Raw genomic sequence first — 19724 nt, forward strand, 5'->3', positions numbered from 1 at the left:
ATGTGCCTTACAGATCAGGCACGACGAGCCTTAGATCGGTGTAATCCCGATTTGGATCATAGTCTTTAACGGCGGTGCGAATTTCTTCCTCGTATTCTGCGATATTCTCTCGCGTTACGCGGTCACTGCCGTTCTTGATCGCCATCATGAAACGGCGAAGAATGGCCGGGTTATAGATGTGGCCGACTTCGCGATAATTGGCGAGATCGCCCGCGACAGTGGGATCATTGTCCAGCGCGAAAATGCTGACATTGGGCAGATCGGCCACGGCATTCACCAGGCACCGCCGCGCCACCATCTGTTCATCCAGCAGGGTGGGGCTGATGTCGTTACGCCGCACGTAGTAGAAAGCATAGGACACGATCGGGAACAGGATATCCACCTGCGCCCCGCGCGCGGAAAGCTTTTGAAGATCGGGGATCAGCTGTTCGTTAAGAGCGGTAAAGCTGTCGCAGGTCTTGCCGCTGGACTGGGTGATGCCGGTCCGGTTGCGCTCCACCATCCGCTTGATCCGGGAGAGTTCCGGCGGGCTCTGGAAGCGGGCATACATGTTTTCGATGTAGGCGTCGTAACCCGCATCATCGGGATTGCTGTAGGTGGTCTTGCCGCGCAGGATATCGAAGGTGCGGCGAATGGTCGGCGGGTTCACCATGCGCAGATCGTTGGTGATGTCATCGTCATACAGGAAGGTGGGGAAGCCGCGATTGGCGACGTCCGCGCCTTCCATATAGGTCCAGTCGTATGTCAGGATCACGCGCTTTACCGCGGGATTATCCACCAGCCTATCCAGCACCAGGTCGCGATCGATCGGGCGCGGGCCGCCATAGCTCAAATTGGCGGCATTGGTGTCCGGCCCCAATATCTCCCGCATATATTCCGGCGTGTACATCGCGGTGATGGAACTGCCGACGAGGAAGGTGTTGTACGACGGATCCTTGGCCGCGACATCGATCCAGTCGATCACCAGATCCCTTGGCGTATCGCCCGCCTCGATGCGCGGTTCGGCGCCCCAGCGATAGACATTGTGCGGATCAACCGCGATCACCAGCGCGGCCAGCGCCAGGTATAGCACGCTGATCAGCACCGCTGCAAACAGCATGGGCCGCGCCGCTTTCCAGCGGATGGATTTGAGCGATTGCCTGCGCGCGTTTCGCGATGCGGATGGTGCCACGGGGCTTGCGTTGTCAGGTTTCGTCATGGCGTCAGAATCCCTGATAGAGGAACGGCGGCTGGCGGGACACATAGTAGAGCGCGGCAAGCACCAGCACCGACATATAGGCAGCCTGGACCCAGCCCGGCCGCCACAGGCGGCGCAGGAAGGCAGGGCCATAGCTCTTGTTATCATAGGTCATGATGGCCGGACGATAACGTCGCATCAGCTCAACACTGTTGGGGCACAGGTAAATGATGGAAAACGCGATGCCCAGCATCATCACCGGATAGCGCATGTTGAAGGCCGAGGGCGCATCGAAGGATGTGCCGAACATCTGCGAGAACAGGTGGAAGCCGCCGGCCACGCTTTCGGAACGGAACATCGCCAGGCTCAGCAGCAACGGCAGGAAGAACACGGCGCGTTCAAGGAAGCCGATGAACAGCCGGTTCTTGTCCTTCGAGAAGTTGCGATACCACTTCGATGCGCGCACCTCTGTTTCCAGCGCAAACCAGAAGCCATGCATCAGGCCGAACACCACGAAGGTCCACAAGGCGCCGTGCCAGATGCCGATGATCTGGAAGTTCACCAGCATGGGGATCCACAGGCTCAGCAGATGTGCCGGGATCGGGGCCAGCCGGTTGAACATGGCATATCGCGTACCCGCCACCGAGAGGGGCGTGTACAGGAAGCGGGCGATCACGCGCGTCAGCGTCATATGCCAGCGGCGATAGTAATCGATGATGCCGTTTGCCTTGAAGGGCGAGAAGAAGTTGATGGGATAGCGTAGGCCGAACATGCGGGCGAGGCCCAGCGCCATGTCCGAATAGCCGGAGAAATCGAAATAGAGCTGGCCCATGTAAGCCAGCGCCCCGATCCATGCCTGCACCGGGTGGATCTCTGCCCCCACATTGGCGGCGCTGAACACGACATCCACCGTGGGGGCAAGATTGTCTGCAATCACCACCTTCTTGAACATGCCGATGGCGATGAAGGTGAGGCCTACGGCAAGGTCGATCGGGTTGAGGCGGAGGAACCGCTTGGACTGGATCTGCGGATTGAACTCGCTGAGATAGGTGATCGGCCCGATGATCAACTGCGGAAAGAAGCTGACGAAGGCGCCGTAGCGGCAGAAGGCGGAAACCATTGCCTTTGGCGAGGACAGCTTGCCCAGGAACTGGAGTACGTTCTTCTCCCGACCATAGGCATCCGCCAGAAAGGCGGCCTGGTGGAAGGTATAGAAGGAAATACCTGCCGGAATGGCGATGCCGGCAATGTCCACCAGCACCCCGCCACTGGGGCCGAACAGCAGTGAGACGATCTTGTACTTGAAATAACACAGCGACAGGAAGTTGTACGCCTGCCCTGCGAGGTAGAGCCGTTTCCTGCGCTTGTCCTCGTCATCCATGAAGGTGATGGCAAGGGCGATCACGAAATTCACGATCAGCGCAATGATCAGCAGCGCGACAGAGAACCAGCTGTGCGGAATGTAGAAGATTATCGACGAGACGAACAGGACGATAAGAGCCGCATTCTTGCCGGCGAAATGGCTGATAGTATAAAAAGTTATCAATACGATAGGCAGGAATACAAACAGAAAGAGAGGGTCTGTAAAAATCAATTCTGTTTCCCTTCGCCCTGCAATCAATCAAAAGTTCTTGAGCAATCTTTGCAACGATCGCTGTCCGAAATGACCGGAATTCAGTCAACTTGTGTCGTGAGGCGATGCCAAAATGGGCCGGAATCAAAAAGTGGGCATCGGTATAGCCACCCTCCCGCAATGAGAGGCGCATAATCAAAGTGGTTACTGCCTAGGGGTGGGGAGGGCGGCACCACGGCGTATCCGCTATTGCCCATACAGTTTGGGAGTAATCCCGATGCGCAGCAGATCCCCTGCGCGGGCAATGGCAATTTCAGTTGGACGCTGCCATTCTCGATGCCTGAATTTTATTTGCGCGGTGAAGTCGATTTCAGTCGCCTTATCATCCTGCGTTCTACTCTAAGGTGCCAATGACCAATGCAGCTCAGTGACATTGATTTCGTGATTATCGGCGCGGCCAAATCGGCCACGACCTGGCTTCAGACGCAGTTGCAGTCTGATCCGGCGATCTACATGCCTGACCCTGAACTCCACTATTTCTCCAGGGAATATGAGCGTGGCACGGACTGGTATCTGTCGCAGTTCAGCGATGAGGGGATCGGCAAGGTCGTTGGCGAAAAGTCCAACTCCTATCTCTACACGCCCGAAGCGCCGGAGCGTGTTCACCGCGATCTGCCGCATGTCAAACTGATTGCCCAGCTGCGCAATCCGGTTGCGCGGGCCTATTCCAGCTATTGCATGCTTTTCAGGCGCGGAGAGGTGGGGTCCGATATCGAGAACTATCTCGATCCTTCGAAGGGAGAGCACACGCAGATCCTGGGCTCCGGCAATTTTGCGTCTTACCTGCAATCCTACGTCGATCTTTACGGCCGTGAAAAGCTGCTGATCCTGTTCTTCGATGGCGTGTCGAAAACGCCGGAATTGCAGATGTCGAAAGTGCGTGGCCATCTGGGCCTGCCGGATCGTGCGCTGGCACCCGAAGGGCGCGAAAAGGTGAAGGACAAGACCGCACCGCTGGTGCCAGTCGGCATGCGCAAGCGCCTGTCCTGGATGAAGCCACTGGTGCAGCCCTTGCGCGGCACGGCCCCGTTCGAGGCGGCGCGCGGCATGATCGCGCGCAAGACCGAATATCCGCAGTACACCGACGATCTGAAAAAGCGCGTGAGCGAGTATTACGCCCCATCGATCGAGGCGCTGGAGAAAATGAGCGGCCAGTCGTTGAACCATTGGTATAAATAGACCCGCAGGCCCAATTGGTCAGCGATAAAGTCAATTATGGGCTAATCGCTTTTCCCACCTGCGCGCATGCCCACACATTGGTAACCCGGTGTGTGTACAATCTCCATCTCAACCAGACGGGACGATTTCGCTGGAACGTGCATCGCACGCAGAGATGACGCTATCGTCAAGAGGGCCAAGAATTACCATGAAGAAGTTCATCATCACCGGCATCCAGATGAGAAACAAGGGCTCTCAGGCGATGTTTCTGTCTTTGTACTATGGCCTGAAGGCGCTGTACAAGGATTGCCAGGTAACGGCATTCGCCAACAAGTACGATGATCCGGAGCAGTACTCTTTCGAGTTGTTGCCATATGACGATTACACCCGGCTGTTGTACAAGTATAATCTGAACAACATTCCGCTGGTAACCCCGCTGTTGACGGCGCTGGCCGGTCGTTCGCGCAAGACGGACAAGTGGGACGGCGCAATCTCCAAGATGGACAAGGCCTTGCGAGAGGCGGACGCCATCCTCGATGCCAGTGGCTACACCCTCGGCTCTGGCTGGGGGAAGGGCGGCGGCCGGATGCTGTTGCAGACGATCCGCATCGCCAAGGCGCACAAGAAGCCGATCATCCTGATGCCGCAAAGCTTCGGCCCGTTCGACTGGGGCGAGGATGATGACGAGGCCTTCCTGAAAGAGGTGAAGGAAGAGCTGAGCTATTGCACCAAGATCTATGCCCGCGAAGTGGAAGGCTATGAATGCCTGAAGGCGCTGGGCCTGACCAATGTGGAACTGTCGGCAGACATGGTGATCAGGGAAGATATCTTCCCCACCGCCGCCGACATCCACAAGTCCTATAATCCGGCACGCGTGGAATACCCCGCGCCGGGCTCCGTAGGCTTCATCATCAATGAAAACGTGTTCCGCATCGGCGATCGCGAAGCGGTGTTCAACCTCTACGCCAAGATGCTGGACAAGCTGGTGGACGACGGAGAGAAGGTGGTGTTCCTGAACACATCCACCGCCGATATGCAGTTGGTGGAAAAGGTTCTGGAAAGGACCAGGGGCCGCGATCAGGTTGGCGTAATCAGCGGCGAATATTCCAGCCCGGAACTGATCGATATCCTCAGCCGGTTCAAATATGTGGTGGCATCGCGCTATCACTCCATCGTGTTCGGCTATCGCAGCGGTATTCCCGCCATCATCCTGGGCTGGGCCAGCAAGTACCAGGATCTGGCAGCCCATTTCGGGCAGCAGGATTATGTCTTCGATATCCGCGAGCCCGATGTGGACCGCATCATCGAGAAGATCGACAAGATGAGCGCAAACCACGCCGAAGAATCGCAGAAGATCAAGGATCGTCTGAAGGAAATGCAGACCACATCCGTTATCCAGCAGGCCGTCAGCGCCCTGTAGGCGCGTTGCAAGAGTGCGGGTTTACCTGACCAGCCTCAGGCACGGCCTGCGATACCCTTTTACTGGCACGCGCGCATCGCGGTGCGGAACATAGGCTTGGCAGTATGTGCGGAATTGCAGGCTTTGTAGATTTTGAACGAGGGTTGCAGCGCAATCCGGGGCGGGTGGTGGACGATATGCGCGATGCCTTGCTGCATCGCGGACCGGATGCCGGCGGTTCCGTGCTGGAGGCAGAGGGCCGGGTGGGGCTGGGGCATCGCCGCCTGTCCATCATCGATCTGTCGGAAACCGGCGCGCAGCCGATGGAATCCGCCTCTGGCCGATATGTCATCGTCTTCAACGGCGAGATCTACAATTTCCAGTCCATCCGTGCAGAGCTGACGGCGCTGGGTGCCAGCTTTCGCGGCACGTCGGATACAGAGGTGCTGCTGGAGGCGATTGAGCGCTTCGGCTTTGCAGGGGCACTGGGCCGGGCCAACGGCATGTTCGCGCTGGCGCTGTACGACAGGAAGGAAAAGCAGGTTTCCTTCGCGCGGGATCGGCTGGGCAAGAAACCGCTCTATATCGGTCTGGAAAATGGCGCACTGGCCTTCGGATCGGAACTGAAGGCGCTGCGCCGCCATCCGCAATTCGAACAGGTGGAAATTGATCGGCAGGCCGCGGCGCTGTTCGCGCGGCTGGGTTATATTCCCTCGCCGCATTCGATTTACAAAAACATCTGCAAGCTGCCCCCCGCCAGCTATCTGGTTCTGCCGCTGGAAGGCAGGGCGCCGGATTTCGACACCATGCGCGCGGAAACGCGCACCTACTGGAGCATGTATGCCGCCGCCAAGGAAGGCATGGAAACCCGGTTCGAGGATGAGGATGAAGCTCTCACAGCTCTGGAAGAGCGGCTGGGCACAGCGGTGGAGCAGCGCCTGATTTCCGACGTGCCCGTTGGCGCGTTTCTATCGGGCGGGGTGGATTCCAGCCTTGTCTGCGCGGTGATGCAGGAGCGGCTCTCGGGCGATGCGCGCACCTATACGGTGGGCTTTGCCGAGAGCGAGTTTGACGAGACGGCGGATGCCGCAGAGCTGGCCGCACATATCGGATCGCAGCACACCCAGCTTCCACTTGATCCCAGCGCCGCGCTGGAAACCGTGGGCGAGATGCAGCAGATTTTCGACGAGCCCTTCGCCGATGCCTCCCAAATCCCCTCCCTGCTGATTTCGCGCCTGATCCGGTCCGAAGTCACCGTTGCGATTTCGGGCGATGGCGGGGACGAATTTTTTGGCGGATACAAGCGCTATCCACGCATGCTGGCGATGGAGCGGCTGGCCCAGCGTATGCCCGGCGCCCTGCGCAGCGCATCGCGTGCCGCGCCATTCTGGCTGCTGGATGCGGGCGCCAAGGCTGGCGCGATGCTGAAACCGGGCGGCCTTGCCGGAGAGGTGAGCGGGGATCGTCTGGAGAAAATCCGCGATATCGTCGCGCAGCCCGATTTCCGTCATCGTTACGAGCATTTCAATTCGCAGTGGACCGGCGGCTCCGGCTCCTCTGCCAGCCCGTTCACCACGGCGGACATTCCCGATAACCTGGGCCAGCTGGAACAGATGATGTTCCTCGATTCGATCTGCTATCTGCCGGATGATGTTCTGGTGAAGGTGGATCGTACATCGATGGCGACCAGCCTTGAAGTGCGATCTCCGCTGCTGGATTATGAACTGATCTCCACCGCCTGGCGCATGCCGGACAGCCTGCGCATGCCCGATGGCGGCGCTGGCAAGGTGGCTTTACGCAAATTGCTGGCGCGGCGCGTTCCCGATTCCATGATCAACCGCCCGAAGCGCGGATTTGGCGTGCCGCTGAATGATTGGCTGCGCGGTCCTTTGCGCGAACTGGCGGAAGATAATCTGAACCCTGCACGGCTTAATGCGCTTGGCTATTTCGATAGCAAGGCCGTGGCCCGTCACTGGGCTGAGCATCTGTCCGGTCGCCGCAACTGGGGCTTCCACCTGTGGGGCGTGATCAGCTTCAGCCTGTGGCATCGCCACTGGATGGAAAGCTAGGGCTGCTACCCGCCGGGCATCATCGCCCGGCTATCTTCCTTTAGTTCAGGACGTTTCCGCTTTTTCCACGGTGGGCAGATCCTTGCTCGATCCCCACATCGCGGTGTCCAGCACGATGGCGTTCAGCAGGCCGAAGCCGATATGGGCAAAGCTTGCCCCGATGGCCCCGTAAATCGGGATGGCGTAGAACGCGATGCCCAGGAACAGGGCAGTGGAGACCGCTGCCGATATCAGCACGAAGCGCGGGCGGTTCATAGCCAGCAGGGCGGACCGCGCCGGGGCCGAGTGCATGATCAGGAACACCGCCACAAGCTGCGCCATCAGGATCGGGTAGGAGGCCACGAAGTCCGGCCCGAAGGCAAATTCGATCAGCTGCTTGCCAATCACCAGCGCGACAAGGAAGATACCGGCCAGGATCACGCCCAGCAGACCCTGCACACCGGCAATGGTCTTGCGGAACTGCTTCTTCTTCTGGCCCACCCACATGCGCGCCAGATCGGGATACACCACCATCTGGATCATCTCGCCCGATTGCATGGCAACCTTCGCCATACGCTTTGCCAGATGATAGAAACCGGCGGCAGAGCTATCGGTGAATGCGCCGACGATCAGCGTATCGGCCTCATGCGTGATCGTGCGCAGGGCGCTGGAGGCGTTGGTGGTGAAGGCAAAACCCAGGAAGCCCGGATAATCCTTCATCAGACCGCTGGGGTTTGCCCGCAGCGGAGAAGGCGTGCCCTGTTTGTGGAGCTGGCGAAAGGCGATGAAATTGTAAACCAGCGCATCCACCACCTGCGAAATGGTCCACACCCATACGAAGGTCATCAGTCCGGCGCCGGCCCAATAGAAGATGCCGGCAAGAATCAGGCGCAATATTCCGGCGATGAAGACGATATAGGCCATCGTGCGGAACATGCCCGCCATCCGCATCACCGCGGAAGACATGCCCCGCAGGTTTAGCGCAATGGCAATCGCATAGATCGCGACCAGCGGCACCATCTCCTTCGGAAAATCGAAGAAACTGGTGATGATGAAGGCGATGATCACCGAAAGGACAGCGGCCACCACGGCCCCCACCACATCCAGGATCAGGCCGAACAGATAGAGGCGGGACATCCGCAATGGATCGTTCGCGCCTTCCTCCGTCGCGGCATAGCGTACCAATGGCTGCCAGGATTCAAAGCGCACCACGCGTTCGCACACGCGGCCCACGGCCAGCGTCATGGCAAGCACGCCGAAAGCTTCCGGCCCCAGCGCGCGCGTGGCCAGCGCAAGGCTGCCGATCATGATCACGGCATTGCCGAAACTGCCCGTCATCAGGTGCAGCACGCTTTCAATGCGCTTGCGCAGAACGGATTTCCCGCCCGCCTGGGGCGAGGTTGTCCCGTCGCTCATCGTAGCGTTCCGTTCGTGGTATTCAGGTGGTGCACGCAAGATCTCCAGCACGGGTAAGTGCGAGCAAAAGATAGGCTGATGGCGCAGGTCATGCCATTTGCATGATGGACGCGCAGTGGCAATTCAGGGTGTCAAAATTGGATAGGTCTTTCGCCCGCCCAGTTACAGCAATCTAGCGCCGCCCGCGATTCCCGGGATGCGGCGGGTCCAGAAATGAGACGGGTTCGTCCTCCTCTTCATGGCCAAAGCCATGGTCCTTAACGGGAGTTTGCCACCGGCGCCCGCCGTATCGCTTCGCATTGCGCGGCGGCGGCGGGGCGGCCGCACCGGGCGCCTCCGGCCTTACGCAGGTGAGCAGGGCGAGGAATACCGGCGCAACCCACAGGCGGGCATACATATGCGGCACTGTCAGCGTGAACAGGGTGAAGATCAGCAGCACACCCACGCAGATGATGCCGCGCCGGGCATCGGTTGAAATACCTGTGAGAGCCTGGAACCACATCAGGCCCAGCATCGCCATGAAGCCGATCAATCCCATCAGGCCGGCTTCGGTAAGCAGCAGCAGCGGGAACACATGCACCGGCGCCTGATGTACGCTCACCACCCGGAAACTGTCCGCGCCGATGCCGATAACCAGCGTGTCGCCCGCCATGCGCCAGGCTTCCTGCGCCAGCTCCATCCGGCCGGTAAAGGTGCCCGCTTCCTGCAGGCCGCCGCCCGACAACGCGCCCATCACGCGGGTTTCGAAAGCCGCAGGCAGGGGCAGGCCGCTGGACAGATAAACCCCGACGATGCCGATCACTGCCAATATCCCGAACATCGCGCGGCGCGGCCAGCGTGCCAGCATCACCAGCGCGCTGGCGGAAAGGCAGATCACGAAGCCGCCGAAACTGGCCGACGATATCAGGCCCCACACCAGGAACAGTCCGCAAACGATGCTGAGCAAGGGCGGCATCAGCCTGCGGCCCGCGATGTAGAACAGGAACACCAGGGCAAAACCCGCCATGGCGCTGTTATTGTTGGCATTACCCGAAAACGCGCCAAGCCTGCCCATGCCGGTGATGAAGTTGTTGCCGAAATAGGGCGCGGTATCGGCATAGGTGAAGAAAAGGCTGGCGATATTGCCGAACGCCTGTGAAAAGGTCACGCCAAGGACATAGAAGACCACGCAGCGTTGCAGGGTTTTCAGGTCGAAACTGGCGAATATCATCGGCAGCATCAGATAGGCGAAGATATATTGCATCGCCACGATCAGCCAGCGGATGATCTCTCCGTTGATCAGCGTGCTGATGAACAATGCGCCCAGCATCAGGATCAGGGAAAACAGCCACGCCGGAGACAGCGCCGCCATGGGCGCAAGGTTTAGGCGCGATGTGGCCACCAGGCCGCCCAGCACGATCAGAAATGCCCCGTCCGAGAATGTGAAGTTGATGTCTCCCGGCCGGGCGATGTGCCACGAAACGCAGAAGACGCCGATCAACAGGAATATTTCGAGCACGCGCGAAAGCGAGAGCGTAGCCCCCGATGTTGGCGTGTGACGACGCGCCCCTGTGTAGGAGGCTGTCGCATCGGAGCGAGTATCGTCGAGAAATGTGCTCATCACCGCAAACGCTAATACATTTGCGAGGGCAGGCCAAAGGCGGGTTTGGATATCGCCGTGCCAAAGGCGATCAATCGCTGGCGATTATGAGGATACGACTACACCCTTTGAGGGAGTGTCATCGAGCTAATGCGCAGTTTAAACGCAGTAATTACCCCAGTGAACAGTAGACAGCAGGCGATACGAACTGCACCCTTGGGAGCGAATTTCAGTATTTTACCCGGTGCAGGCAAGAGGGCAGTGAATATCATGCGATGTGATCGAATCCTTCCCGCCCGTTCTATTTGGCTGGCGATGGTTGCTGGCCTGGTGGCCTGTTCCGGTCCGGCGGAAAGCGGCACGCAGGAAGGGGAGGCAGGCTGGCAGACACCGGAGCACCCGGCCTTTCCCGGTGCGCAGGGATATGGCTCTCGCAGCAAGGGCGGGCGCGGTGGCAAGATCATGCAGGTCGTTTCGCTGGAGGATTCCGGACCCGGAACCTTGCGCGAATGCATTGAAGCGATGGGCCCGCGCGTCTGCGTGTTCCGCGTTTCCGGCGTCATCCGCTATACCGATCAGCCGCCCCGCATCCGCCACCCGTTCATCACCATTGCCGGGCAAACCGCGCCGGGCGATGGGATCACCTTGGCCCACAGCGGCGGGGAAATGGGCCGCACGCCTTTGGTGATCAAGGATACCAATGACGTAATCATTCGCCACATCCGCGTGCGCAACGATCGCATCGGAGACCGGCGCGGCAGCGAGGATTCGATCACGATCGAGAACAGTTCGCACGTGATCCTGGATCACGTCAGCGCCAGCTGGGCGCGTGATGAGCTGGTGAACGGCCACGGCAACAACAACTTCATCACCGTCAGCAATTCGATTTTTTCCTGGGGTATCCCCAAGCATGACAAGTGCGCGCTGCTGGCATCGGACCCCAAGGCACCGCAGTATTTCAGCTTCATCGGCAATCTTTGCGCCCATAACGGGGATCGCAATCCCGATATCAATTTTCCGCCCGATTCCTGCGTGGAGGTGGTGAACAACGTATTCTACAACGCGCAGTCCGAATTTGCGGAAGTGTGGGAATCCTACGGCGGGACGCCTGTCGCCATCATCGGCAATACCTTCATCGCCGGTCCCGATACGCAGCGGAACGCGCTGGGCATTATCCGGCAGATCATTTCCAGCACCGGGCCCGCGCGCGTTTACGTGGATGACAATGAATTCATCGGGAATTTCATGGAGAAAGACACCGGCCTTGCCGACATCAGCCTGACGCAGCCCGATTGCGCGACAACATTCACACCGGCCTCCGCGCAGCAGGCCTATCAGTCGGTGCTGGGCGGTGCAGGCGCATTTCCGCGCGATGCGCTGGATCGGCAGGTGGTGGACGATGTGCGCAACCGCACAGGTTCTGTGATGAAGGCGCCGGGCACCATCCCGCAATTTGCCATGGAGCGCGCCGGGCGAGATACGGACCGCGACGGAATGCCAGATGATTGGGAGACTGCACATGGCTCCAGCCCCGATTTTGCCGATCCGTGGGATGATGCCAATGGAGACGGTGTGGCCAATATGGATGCCTGGCTGGAACAACGGCACCTGGAAGTCATCGGTGCAAGCGTGCCGCAGGGTAGCGCGGTCTAGAAATCAGGGATGAAGGTTCTTCACGTCATTACCGGGCTCAACGTCGGCGGGGCGGAGAACATGCTCGCCAAGCTGATAGAGCGAGGCGGGGCGGATACGCCCGAAGTCCTTTCCCTGCTGCCACCCGGCCCCATTGCGGAGCGAATCACCGCGTGCGGGGTGAAGGTGCACACGCTGAACATGCGGCGCGGCGCGGTTGGGCCTGCTGCCATGTTGCGGCTGCCGCGCATGGTGGAGGCGATAGCGCCAGACCTGATCCACGGCTGGATGTATCACGGCAATCTGGCCGCCAGCTATGCACGCAAACGGTTGCAGCCCAGGCTGCCGCTGGTGTGGAACATCCGCCATTCCATCCCCGATCTGGCGATGGAAAGCCGGCAGACGCGCATCCTGCTGAAGCTGAGCGCAGCCATATCCCGCGGGCCGGAAGCGATCGTTTACAACGCCCATGTCTCCCGCGCGCAGCATGAGGCGATTGGCTACTCGGCGACGCGCGGCATGGTGATCCCCAATGGTTTCGACACTTCGCGCTATCAGCCCGCCCCCGGCGCGCGCGATGCGGCGGCGGCGCAGTTCGGCTTTGCCGATGGCGCGTTTCGCATCGCCTGCATCGCCCGCCTGCATCCGATGAAGGATCATGCGCGGCTGGTGGAGGCGGTGGCTGCAGCCCGCATCAGGGGGTGCGACATCCACCTGGTTCTTGTGGGGCACGGGCTTGAGGAGCCACCCGCGGATCTGAAGCACCTGATCGAGAGCAAGCTGCCCGCCGACAGGGTGACCACCTGCGGCGCGCGTTTCGATGTGGCAGACTGGCTGGCGGGTATGGACCTGCTGGCCGTGCCATCGGCCTGGGGCGAGGCATTCCCCAACGTGATCGGAGAGGCGCTGGCCTGCGGCGTGCCCGTGGTGGCCACGGATGTGGGAGACAGTGCGCGGATCGTTGCCGATGATGGCATCATCGTGCCGCCCAAGGATACGCACGCCATGACGGAGGCTATTCTCAGCATGGCCGCGCTACCGCCAGAAAAACGTGAAGCGATGGGGCAGGCCGGGCGCGAGCGCGTGGTTCGCGATTATTCGCTGCCCAAGATTGGGGAGCGCTATTCGGATATGCACGCCGCGTGCTTGGAGCAATTGCGGCAGGGCTGAAACCAGCTTCGCAAGTATTTCAGCAGGGCGCGTAAACCCGCGTGCAGCGTCAGCTTGTAGTGAAGGAGGAGGAGTTGTTCCGCCGGCCAGCATGGGACTTCGGCCGGCGCAGTGTTCCCACCAACTCGCGATAGACCTTGCGCACCTCGGCAACGTGATGTTCGCTGGTGTAGCGTTTCTCTGCCATCAGGCGTGCACGCTGGGTCAACGCATCGCGCCGTTCGGGATCGTTCAGCAGGTCCAGCGTGGCCCTTGCCATGGCAGGGGCATCGTCCATCGGCACGATGATGCCGCAATCGGGCGCCACGGCCTCTGCATTGCCGCCTGAATCGGTGGCGATCACCGGGGTGCCAACCAGCATGGCTTCCACCAAAGTGCGGCCCAAAGGCTCGTTAAGGGCGGTGATCAGCAGCGCATCGCATGCGCCGATCCATTCGTGGCCCGGCTCTCTATAGCCCATCAGCTGTACCGGCGGTGTCTTGCCGGGGCTGCCAAGCCGCTGCTGCATCTCGGCAAAAAGCGGGGCGTCCTTCGGTTCGCCAAACATCACGCCCACCACGGGGCGATCCGAGATGCGTTCCAGCTCGGCAACGGCATCCATGAAGGCCAGCGGGCGCTTTCGCACGATATACTGGCCGAAATAGCCGCAGATGATGGCATCGTCCGGGCAGCCAAGTTCCGCGATCAGTCGCTGGCGCATATCGGCGCGATCGACGGATACGCTGACATCGAAAGGGCTGTGAATGACGCGGGCTGACTTCAGCTTGCCCCAGCGGCGCCGGGGCAGTGAATATTCGGATACGGACACGATCTGGTCCGCCAGGATCGGCGCGATCATGCTGGTGCCGCGCGCATCGGGATCGCCGCGATGATACCAGACCATGCGCGACCCCGCCAATTTGGCCGCCATCGCCCAGCTGGCATGGCTGCGCCCGTCATTGGTGTGGACGATATCCACGCCCAGTTCCTTCAACATGCGCGCGCGGCTGAACATGCGCGGCAAGGTGCGCAGCGCACTGCCGATGCCGAAATTGCGGCCAACGGCAAACGGTTTTTCCATCGCGCCGGGATCGGCCACCTGATCATAATCGCTGTACAGTTCTGCAATCTTGCCGCCGGCGACTTCTGGCACGATGATGATGCGATATTGCGAACGGGGCAGGGCATCCAGCAAACCCTTGAGCGAAATATGGCTGCCACCGATCCGATCACCCGCAAAGGCGAGGCAGACCGTGGTTTTTCGCTCGGTATTCATGAGGCCGGACATTGCATGCTCCAATTCTGCCTGGACAGATCACATCCGCATATCGCCGGCTGCGATGCAGTTCAGACGATCAGTCCAGGTGGGCCCGTTTCCGGGGCCAGACAATCGACGCGAAGTATCAAAAGCTCAAGCTATCTTTGGTATTATTGCCAATAACTTGCAGCGGGTGGACCTTCGCCTGTCTACCCGCCGAATTGGACATTACCAAGAATACGCAGCGAAGCGTTACGTCAGCATGCCGGTGTCCCTAATAGAGACAGGCAATAGCCGCCTTCGCGTTTAGGAGAGCTGAACTCAGCGCCCGCAGTTGGCGGCGGGCAGTTTGGCAGATGTGTTGAAGAATTTGCCGGAGCCATAGCGCGTGTGATCATTGGCCAGCATGTTCAGATATTCCTCGATATTGGGGTATCCGTCGCCGTCGGCATCGGCATTTGCATCCGATTTATTGGCATCGGTGTTCTTGTACTTGTTTTCCCATGCATCGGGCATGCCGTCATTGTCTTTGTCTGCCAAGGCATCGACGCCGGCCGTGATCTTGGCAAAGCCGCCATAATCTGCCGGGTTGCCGCTGGTGAAGCCGTTCTGGAACAGATAAGGCGCGCTGTCGCAGGTTTGCAGATCCTTGATATAGGCCGCGTCCACATTGTCACGGCAGCGGCCCGATCGGCAAAGCAGTGCCCCGGCCTGATCGATCACGGTGCGCTGCGCCGTGCGGGCATCGGTCAGCATCCAGGGCCGCAGAAAATTGTCGTTGATACCGGGCGCGTAGACCCAGTCATTGGCGTAGACGCCGGAACTGATGGTTGATCCGGGGTAGGCGCCAAAGCCGCGGCGGCTCTTGTTGCCCTCGCGAAAAACCTTGAAGCCGAAGGACGTGTCCGTCGCCCTGTCGAACAGGGCGGGGAAGAACGATTCGGGCCGATCCTGCGACAGCACGCCTTCCATGTGGCTGTTGCTGACCCAGTTGAGGAAGACGGTGCCGAACTGGTTGGAGATCAGCCCCGGCTCGCTGATGAAATTATACACCGTGTTGCCAATGAAATCGATCTGCCCTGTGGTGCCCGTGGGCGAAGGCGAAACGCCGCCTGCGATATTGGCCCCGCGCTCATCACCATGTTGCGACAAATTATAGGCAATCGTGGCCCGGTTTGCAGGCTTCATGAAGAACGTTTTGCAATGATATGCGCCGGGATCATGGCCGGCATCACGGCACAGGTTCGGCCCGATCATGGAGAACTGGATTGTGCAATCGGTGCACACCGCGTCCAGGCTTTCATCCGTGCCGAACATGGCCGTCACGTGATCCAGGATCTGGCGCTGGCTCTCCCCGATGCGCACGGAATCGCCATTGCTACTGGGCGCATCGGTATGGTTGCCATAGCGGAAGCGGATGTGCCGCACGATCGTATCGTCCTGGCGGCGGGTGTAGAACAGCGGCGCGTCCACCAGCCCCTTGCCACGCACCACCTCTATGCCGCGGGGCGAGGTCTGGCCCGCAATATAGAGGCCATCCACGGTGATGCGCATCGCCGATTGAATGACGATCTGCCCGCTCACATCGAACACGCAATAACGCGGGCGCCCCGCAGGAATGGAATAGGGGGAGGATACCTGCAGCGCGAGGGCGCATTCGCGCAGGGTGATCTTTCCATCATTGGGGTCTGCCGTGTCCGCCAGGCTGTTGATGCGATAGACCACGGCATTCGGGCTGCGCACGCTGGCCTGCGCGCCAAAGCCGATGGCGGTGGGGAATGCCAGCGGATGGCGGCTGGCTTCCGGAATGCTGCCATTGTCAGGGTCGGCAAAGGCCGCAGCGCCCGCCGTGCTCTGTGCCGAGGTGGGCGTGGGTGTCGGCGTTGGCGATGGAGACGGGGTGGGCGTCGCCGTGGCGAGCGATGTTGGCGTGGAGGGAGAGCTATCATCGCCCCCGCATGCGCTTAAGAGCGCCAGCGCCAGGGTCACAAAGCCTAAACGGCCACGGAGAGATCGCACCATGTCCACCGGCGCTGCGCGAAATTCGTCTTCCATCGTATTTTACCTGCAATGAGGGCACACCGGCCCTTTCGTCATCCCCCTGTATTAGATGCAGGGCGCCTCTCGCACCATTCAGGTTGAATGCGTGTGACTTTTACCGCGATAAATGACGAATCGTGCAGCGAAAGCGCCGGATCGTGGAACTCTTGTCGACGAGAAGCTGGCGCGGGCGCGCGAAGGGCAGCATTCGCCCGTCTCACCTATTGATTCGAGCCCCTGTTGTCAGGCCCGCAGGATGGAGCGGACGTGCATAAAAGCCTCCGCCGCATGCAGGTGCACGGCAGACCCGCGCACCGCTGCCATGGCGCGCAGGGTTTCGGGGCTGCGCTCTTCAGGGAAGGGGCGAACCTGGCTGGCGAATGCGCCAAAGGCTTCCAGCTTGCGCTCCAGCGTGCTTTGAATGTCGATAAACACATTGGGCACGAAGGCGGGCGTGGTGGGGGCGGCGTACCAATTGGTTTCGCTCACCGTCTCATAGCAGAGAATGTCACATGGCGCGTTTGAATGGCGCGGGCGGGCGGCAACCATGGATGCAAGAAAGGTGTACTGGTGATCCAGATGGATATCGCCCACGAATGGCAGCAGCAGCGTATCGGGGCGCACATCATCCACCAGCTGCGCGAAAGGCGCGTTGCATTCGCGAGCGGGGATCGCATCAAGCTCGGCAGCGGGCAGGTCCAGCATGCGGGTATCGGTCACACCGATGATGGCGTGGGCGCGGCGCATTTCCTGCTGCACCTGCTCCACCTGTTCGCGCGGGAAAATCGGCTGCCGGCCGGTGGTGGCGACGGCAATGGTGACATCGGCCCCTTCATCCACCAGCCGCGCCAGCGTGCCGCCACAGCCCAGTATCTCGTCATCCGGATGCGGCGCTATGGCCAGCACGCGGCCAAACCTATCGGACAGTTTCATTACCGCTCTCTTCCCAGAATTGCATGCTGCAGCGGGGTCTTGCCCGATGCTGTTTCCCAGTCTTCCACCCGCAGCAGGCCATCGCCGGTCATGATGGTAATCTCGCCGTCAGCCCGCTCTATGATCTGGCCATTCATGGCGTGATATCGGCCATCGTCGGGCAGGGCGCTGCTGCGCCAGATGGTCAGCTTGTTATCCGCGTCGAAGGTGAAGGCGCCGGGATAAGGCTTGCCCACGGCGCGCACCAGGCGTTCAATTTCAATTGCGCTCTGGTTCCAGTCGATCAGCCCGTCTGCCAGCGTCCTTTTCGCGGCATAGGTGGCATAGCGCGCTTCCTGCGGCTGGCGCGGCAATTTGCCGCTAGCGATGGTGGCCAGCGTTCGATTCAGCATCGTTTCCAGCGCATCCTGATGCTTTGCATACAGCGTTTCCGCCGTTTCATCCGGTGCAACATGGAAGAACTGCTGATCGATGATGTCGCCATCGTCCACATCATCGCCCAGCCACATCAGCGAACCTGCGGTGATCGGCTCCTGCAACAGGATCGTCCACGGCAGGGCCGCGCGCCCGCGCAGGCGCGGCAGGGCGGCGGGGTGATAACCGATGATCGCATCAGGCTTTAGATTCATGAATTCATCGCGGCACAATTGCGACCAGCCGATCACGAAGATGAAATCGACGTCCGCATCCCTGATGGCCTGAAGGGTTTCGGCGCTATTGGAATTCAGCGTGCGGAATAATCTGGCGTCCGCCCTCTCGGCATGACCAGCAAGATCCTCGAAATCAGAATGCCTGCTGGCCGCCTCAAGCTCCAGCGTGACGATAATCTCAAGCGACCATTCCGGCGATCGGGCAAGTGTTTCAGCGGCCAGCGCGGTGCTGCCCACGCAGCCTACAAGTGCAGCTTTCAACATGACCGATCAGCCCGCAGTGCCGGAAAGCGAAGCACCCGCTGCAGTGGGCGTGGCTGCAGGCGATTGCGCGCCCGTGCCGCGCAGCAGGCCCATTTCGGCCAGCAGCTGATGATTGACCTTGTGCACGTCGTAAACCTCTTGCGCCAGCTTCAGCGAAGCGGCGCCCATTTCCTGCGCCAGCGCGGGATTGGCGGCGAACTTCTGCATAGCCTCGGCCAGATCCTGCGCATTGCGTGGACGCACCAGAAAGCCGTTCACGCCGTCTTCTATCGCATCGCGGCAGCCGGGCAGATCGGTGGTGATTACTGCGCGCGCGCTGGCCAGCGACTCCAGGATCGTGCGCGGCAGGCCTTCCCGGTAATAGGATGGCAGCACGAACACAGAGCTGGCCGCAAGATAGGGCCGCACGTCATTGGTGCCTGGCACGAATTCCACGTCATATTCCGTGGCCAGTCGCGCGCTTTCCTCGCTGGAGATGCCGGAAGGGTTTTCATCCTCTGCACGGCCCACGATCTGGAACTGGCAATCGGGATAGGTCTGGTGGACGATGCGCGACGCTTCCAGAAATTCCATGATCCCCTTGTTGCGCATCAGGCGGCCGATCATCAGGAAACGGATCGGCTGGGTAACGGCAGGGCTGGGGGTAAAGCGGGTGAGCGACACGCCCGATCCCGGCACCTGGATCACGCGCTGGTGCGGATCCACGATACCCAGTTTGATCATGTCCTTGCGATCATCGGCGTTGAAGACGAAGGTGGCCTGCGCCCGCGCCAGCGCGCTGCGATACAGCCGCGTCACCGCCTTACGCAGCAGGCTGGAATAACCCGCATCCATGCTGAACACCTGGCCCAGGCCGGACATCAGCGCATAGAATTTCGGCTTTGCACCGGCCATGCTGGCAATCCGCGTGGCGATACCGCCGTAGATGATCGGCTTTTGCGTATAGGCCAGCACGATATCGGGCTTTTCGCGGCGGATCAGGCTGACGTAGTTCAGCATCAGGCCCATGTCCGAGATCACATTGGTGCCGGTGCGCTGCATCGGGGTGTGCGCGAATGTAACGCCCATCTTTGCCAGCTTGCCCTCCGTCTCCGCATCGCGATCCGGCGCGCCGGCAATCACCGTATGGCCATTGTCGATCATCGCCTGCAGCAGATCACCGCGAAAATTGATCAGCGAATAGGCGAGGCTGGAGAGGACAAGGATCTTCACTGGACACCATCTTTCGCAATTGCCGGAACGGTCTTCTCGCAGCTGTCGCAGCTATGGCGGACGCTGTTTAAGGAAAGATTGCCTGGAAAAGTCACGCCCCCGATATGGCGGCAAAAGCGGCTGTCAGGCAACCGCGGCAGACGGTTACTATCCTTTCGATATGTCCGCTTGGGCCA

At 60.3% G+C, this 19724-nt stretch carries 14 protein-coding genes; 5 read left to right on the forward strand and 9 right to left on the reverse strand.

The window, feature by feature from the left end; translation table 11 throughout:
* Positions 1-7: 7 nt before the first annotated feature.
* Positions 8-1198 carry a TonB-dependent receptor gene (locus tag GRF63_RS06580; RefSeq protein ID WP_160485126.1) on the reverse strand — a complete coding sequence of 397 codons (1191 nt, stop codon included), beginning with the start codon at positions 1196-1198 and terminating at the stop codon, positions 8-10.
* A 4-nt stretch (positions 1199-1202) separates the two neighbouring features.
* Positions 1203-2723, reverse strand: a complete 1521-nt coding sequence (locus GRF63_RS06585) for an MBOAT family O-acyltransferase (RefSeq protein ID WP_202131576.1) — start codon at positions 2721-2723, stop codon at positions 1203-1205.
* A 444-nt stretch (positions 2724-3167) separates the two neighbouring features.
* Between GRF63_RS06585 and GRF63_RS06590 the strand changes: the two genes are divergently transcribed.
* From GRF63_RS06590 to asnB, 3 genes are all read left to right on the forward strand, one after another.
* Complete coding sequence (locus GRF63_RS06590; RefSeq protein ID WP_160485128.1) at positions 3168-3989, forward strand: sulfotransferase family protein; 822 nt, start codon at positions 3168-3170, stop codon at positions 3987-3989.
* 187 nt (positions 3990-4176) lie between these two features.
* Positions 4177-5388 carry a polysaccharide pyruvyl transferase family protein gene (locus GRF63_RS06595; protein ID WP_160485129.1) on the forward strand — a complete coding sequence of 404 codons (1212 nt, stop codon included), beginning with the start codon at positions 4177-4179 and terminating at the stop codon, positions 5386-5388.
* Between the two features lie 104 nt (positions 5389-5492).
* Positions 5493-7436 (forward strand): asparagine synthase (glutamine-hydrolyzing), encoded by a 1944-nt coding sequence (gene asnB / locus GRF63_RS06600; protein ID WP_160485130.1) that lies wholly within the window; start codon positions 5493-5495, stop codon positions 7434-7436.
* A 45-nt stretch (positions 7437-7481) separates the two neighbouring features.
* Here asnB and GRF63_RS06605 read toward each other — a convergent pair whose 3' ends face one another.
* Together GRF63_RS06605 and GRF63_RS06610 are read right to left on the reverse strand one after the other, a co-directional pair.
* Positions 7482-8831 carry a lipopolysaccharide biosynthesis protein gene (locus tag GRF63_RS06605; protein ID WP_160485131.1) on the reverse strand — a complete coding sequence of 450 codons (1350 nt, stop codon included), beginning with the start codon at positions 8829-8831 and terminating at the stop codon, positions 7482-7484.
* A 172-nt stretch (positions 8832-9003) separates the two neighbouring features.
* Entirely contained in the window at positions 9004-10431 is a 1428-nt protein-coding gene (locus GRF63_RS06610) for an O-antigen ligase family protein (protein ID WP_160485132.1), read from the reverse strand.
* A gap of 249 nt (positions 10432-10680) precedes the next feature.
* Between GRF63_RS06610 and GRF63_RS06615 the strand changes: the two genes are divergently transcribed.
* Together GRF63_RS06615 and GRF63_RS06620 are read left to right on the forward strand one after the other, a co-directional pair.
* Positions 10681-12063, forward strand: coding sequence for a pectate lyase family protein (locus GRF63_RS06615; protein ID WP_237392312.1), 1383 nt, complete (start codon positions 10681-10683; stop codon positions 12061-12063).
* Positions 12064-12072: 9 nt separating this feature from the next.
* The gene (locus tag GRF63_RS06620; protein ID WP_160485133.1) at positions 12073-13212 is read left to right on the forward strand and encodes a glycosyltransferase; all 1140 of its coding nucleotides are present in this window, start codon (positions 12073-12075) and stop codon (positions 13210-13212) included.
* A 49-nt stretch (positions 13213-13261) separates the two neighbouring features.
* Here GRF63_RS06620 and GRF63_RS06625 read toward each other — a convergent pair whose 3' ends face one another.
* The 5 genes from GRF63_RS06625 to GRF63_RS06645 all read right to left on the reverse strand — a co-directional run bounded on the left by GRF63_RS06625 (position 13262) and on the right by GRF63_RS06645 (position 19548).
* Entirely contained in the window at positions 13262-14467 is a 1206-nt protein-coding gene (locus tag GRF63_RS06625; protein ID WP_160485134.1) for a glycosyltransferase family 4 protein, read from the reverse strand.
* A 303-nt stretch (positions 14468-14770) separates the two neighbouring features.
* Positions 14771-16504: a hypothetical protein gene (locus GRF63_RS06630; protein WP_160485135.1), complete on the reverse strand. Its 1734-nt coding sequence runs from the start codon at positions 16502-16504 to the stop codon at positions 14771-14773.
* A gap of 228 nt (positions 16505-16732) precedes the next feature.
* The gene (locus GRF63_RS06635; RefSeq protein ID WP_160485136.1) at positions 16733-17422 is read right to left on the reverse strand and encodes a PIG-L deacetylase family protein; all 690 of its coding nucleotides are present in this window, start codon (positions 17420-17422) and stop codon (positions 16733-16735) included.
* On the reverse strand, positions 17422-18336 hold the full coding sequence (locus GRF63_RS06640; RefSeq protein ID WP_160485137.1) for a methionyl-tRNA formyltransferase: 915 nt from the start codon (positions 18334-18336) through the stop codon (positions 17422-17424). The genes GRF63_RS06635 and GRF63_RS06640 overlap by 1 nt, the downstream gene beginning before the upstream one ends.
* A gap of 6 nt (positions 18337-18342) precedes the next feature.
* The gene (locus GRF63_RS06645; protein ID WP_160485138.1) at positions 18343-19548 is read right to left on the reverse strand and encodes a glycosyltransferase; all 1206 of its coding nucleotides are present in this window, start codon (positions 19546-19548) and stop codon (positions 18343-18345) included.
* Positions 19549-19724 lie beyond the last annotated feature (176 nt).

The sequence above is a fragment of the Aurantiacibacter rhizosphaerae genome, from assembly GCF_009807005.1.
In the GTDB taxonomy this organism is placed as follows: Bacteria; Pseudomonadota; Alphaproteobacteria; order Sphingomonadales; family Sphingomonadaceae; genus Alteraurantiacibacter; species Alteraurantiacibacter rhizosphaerae.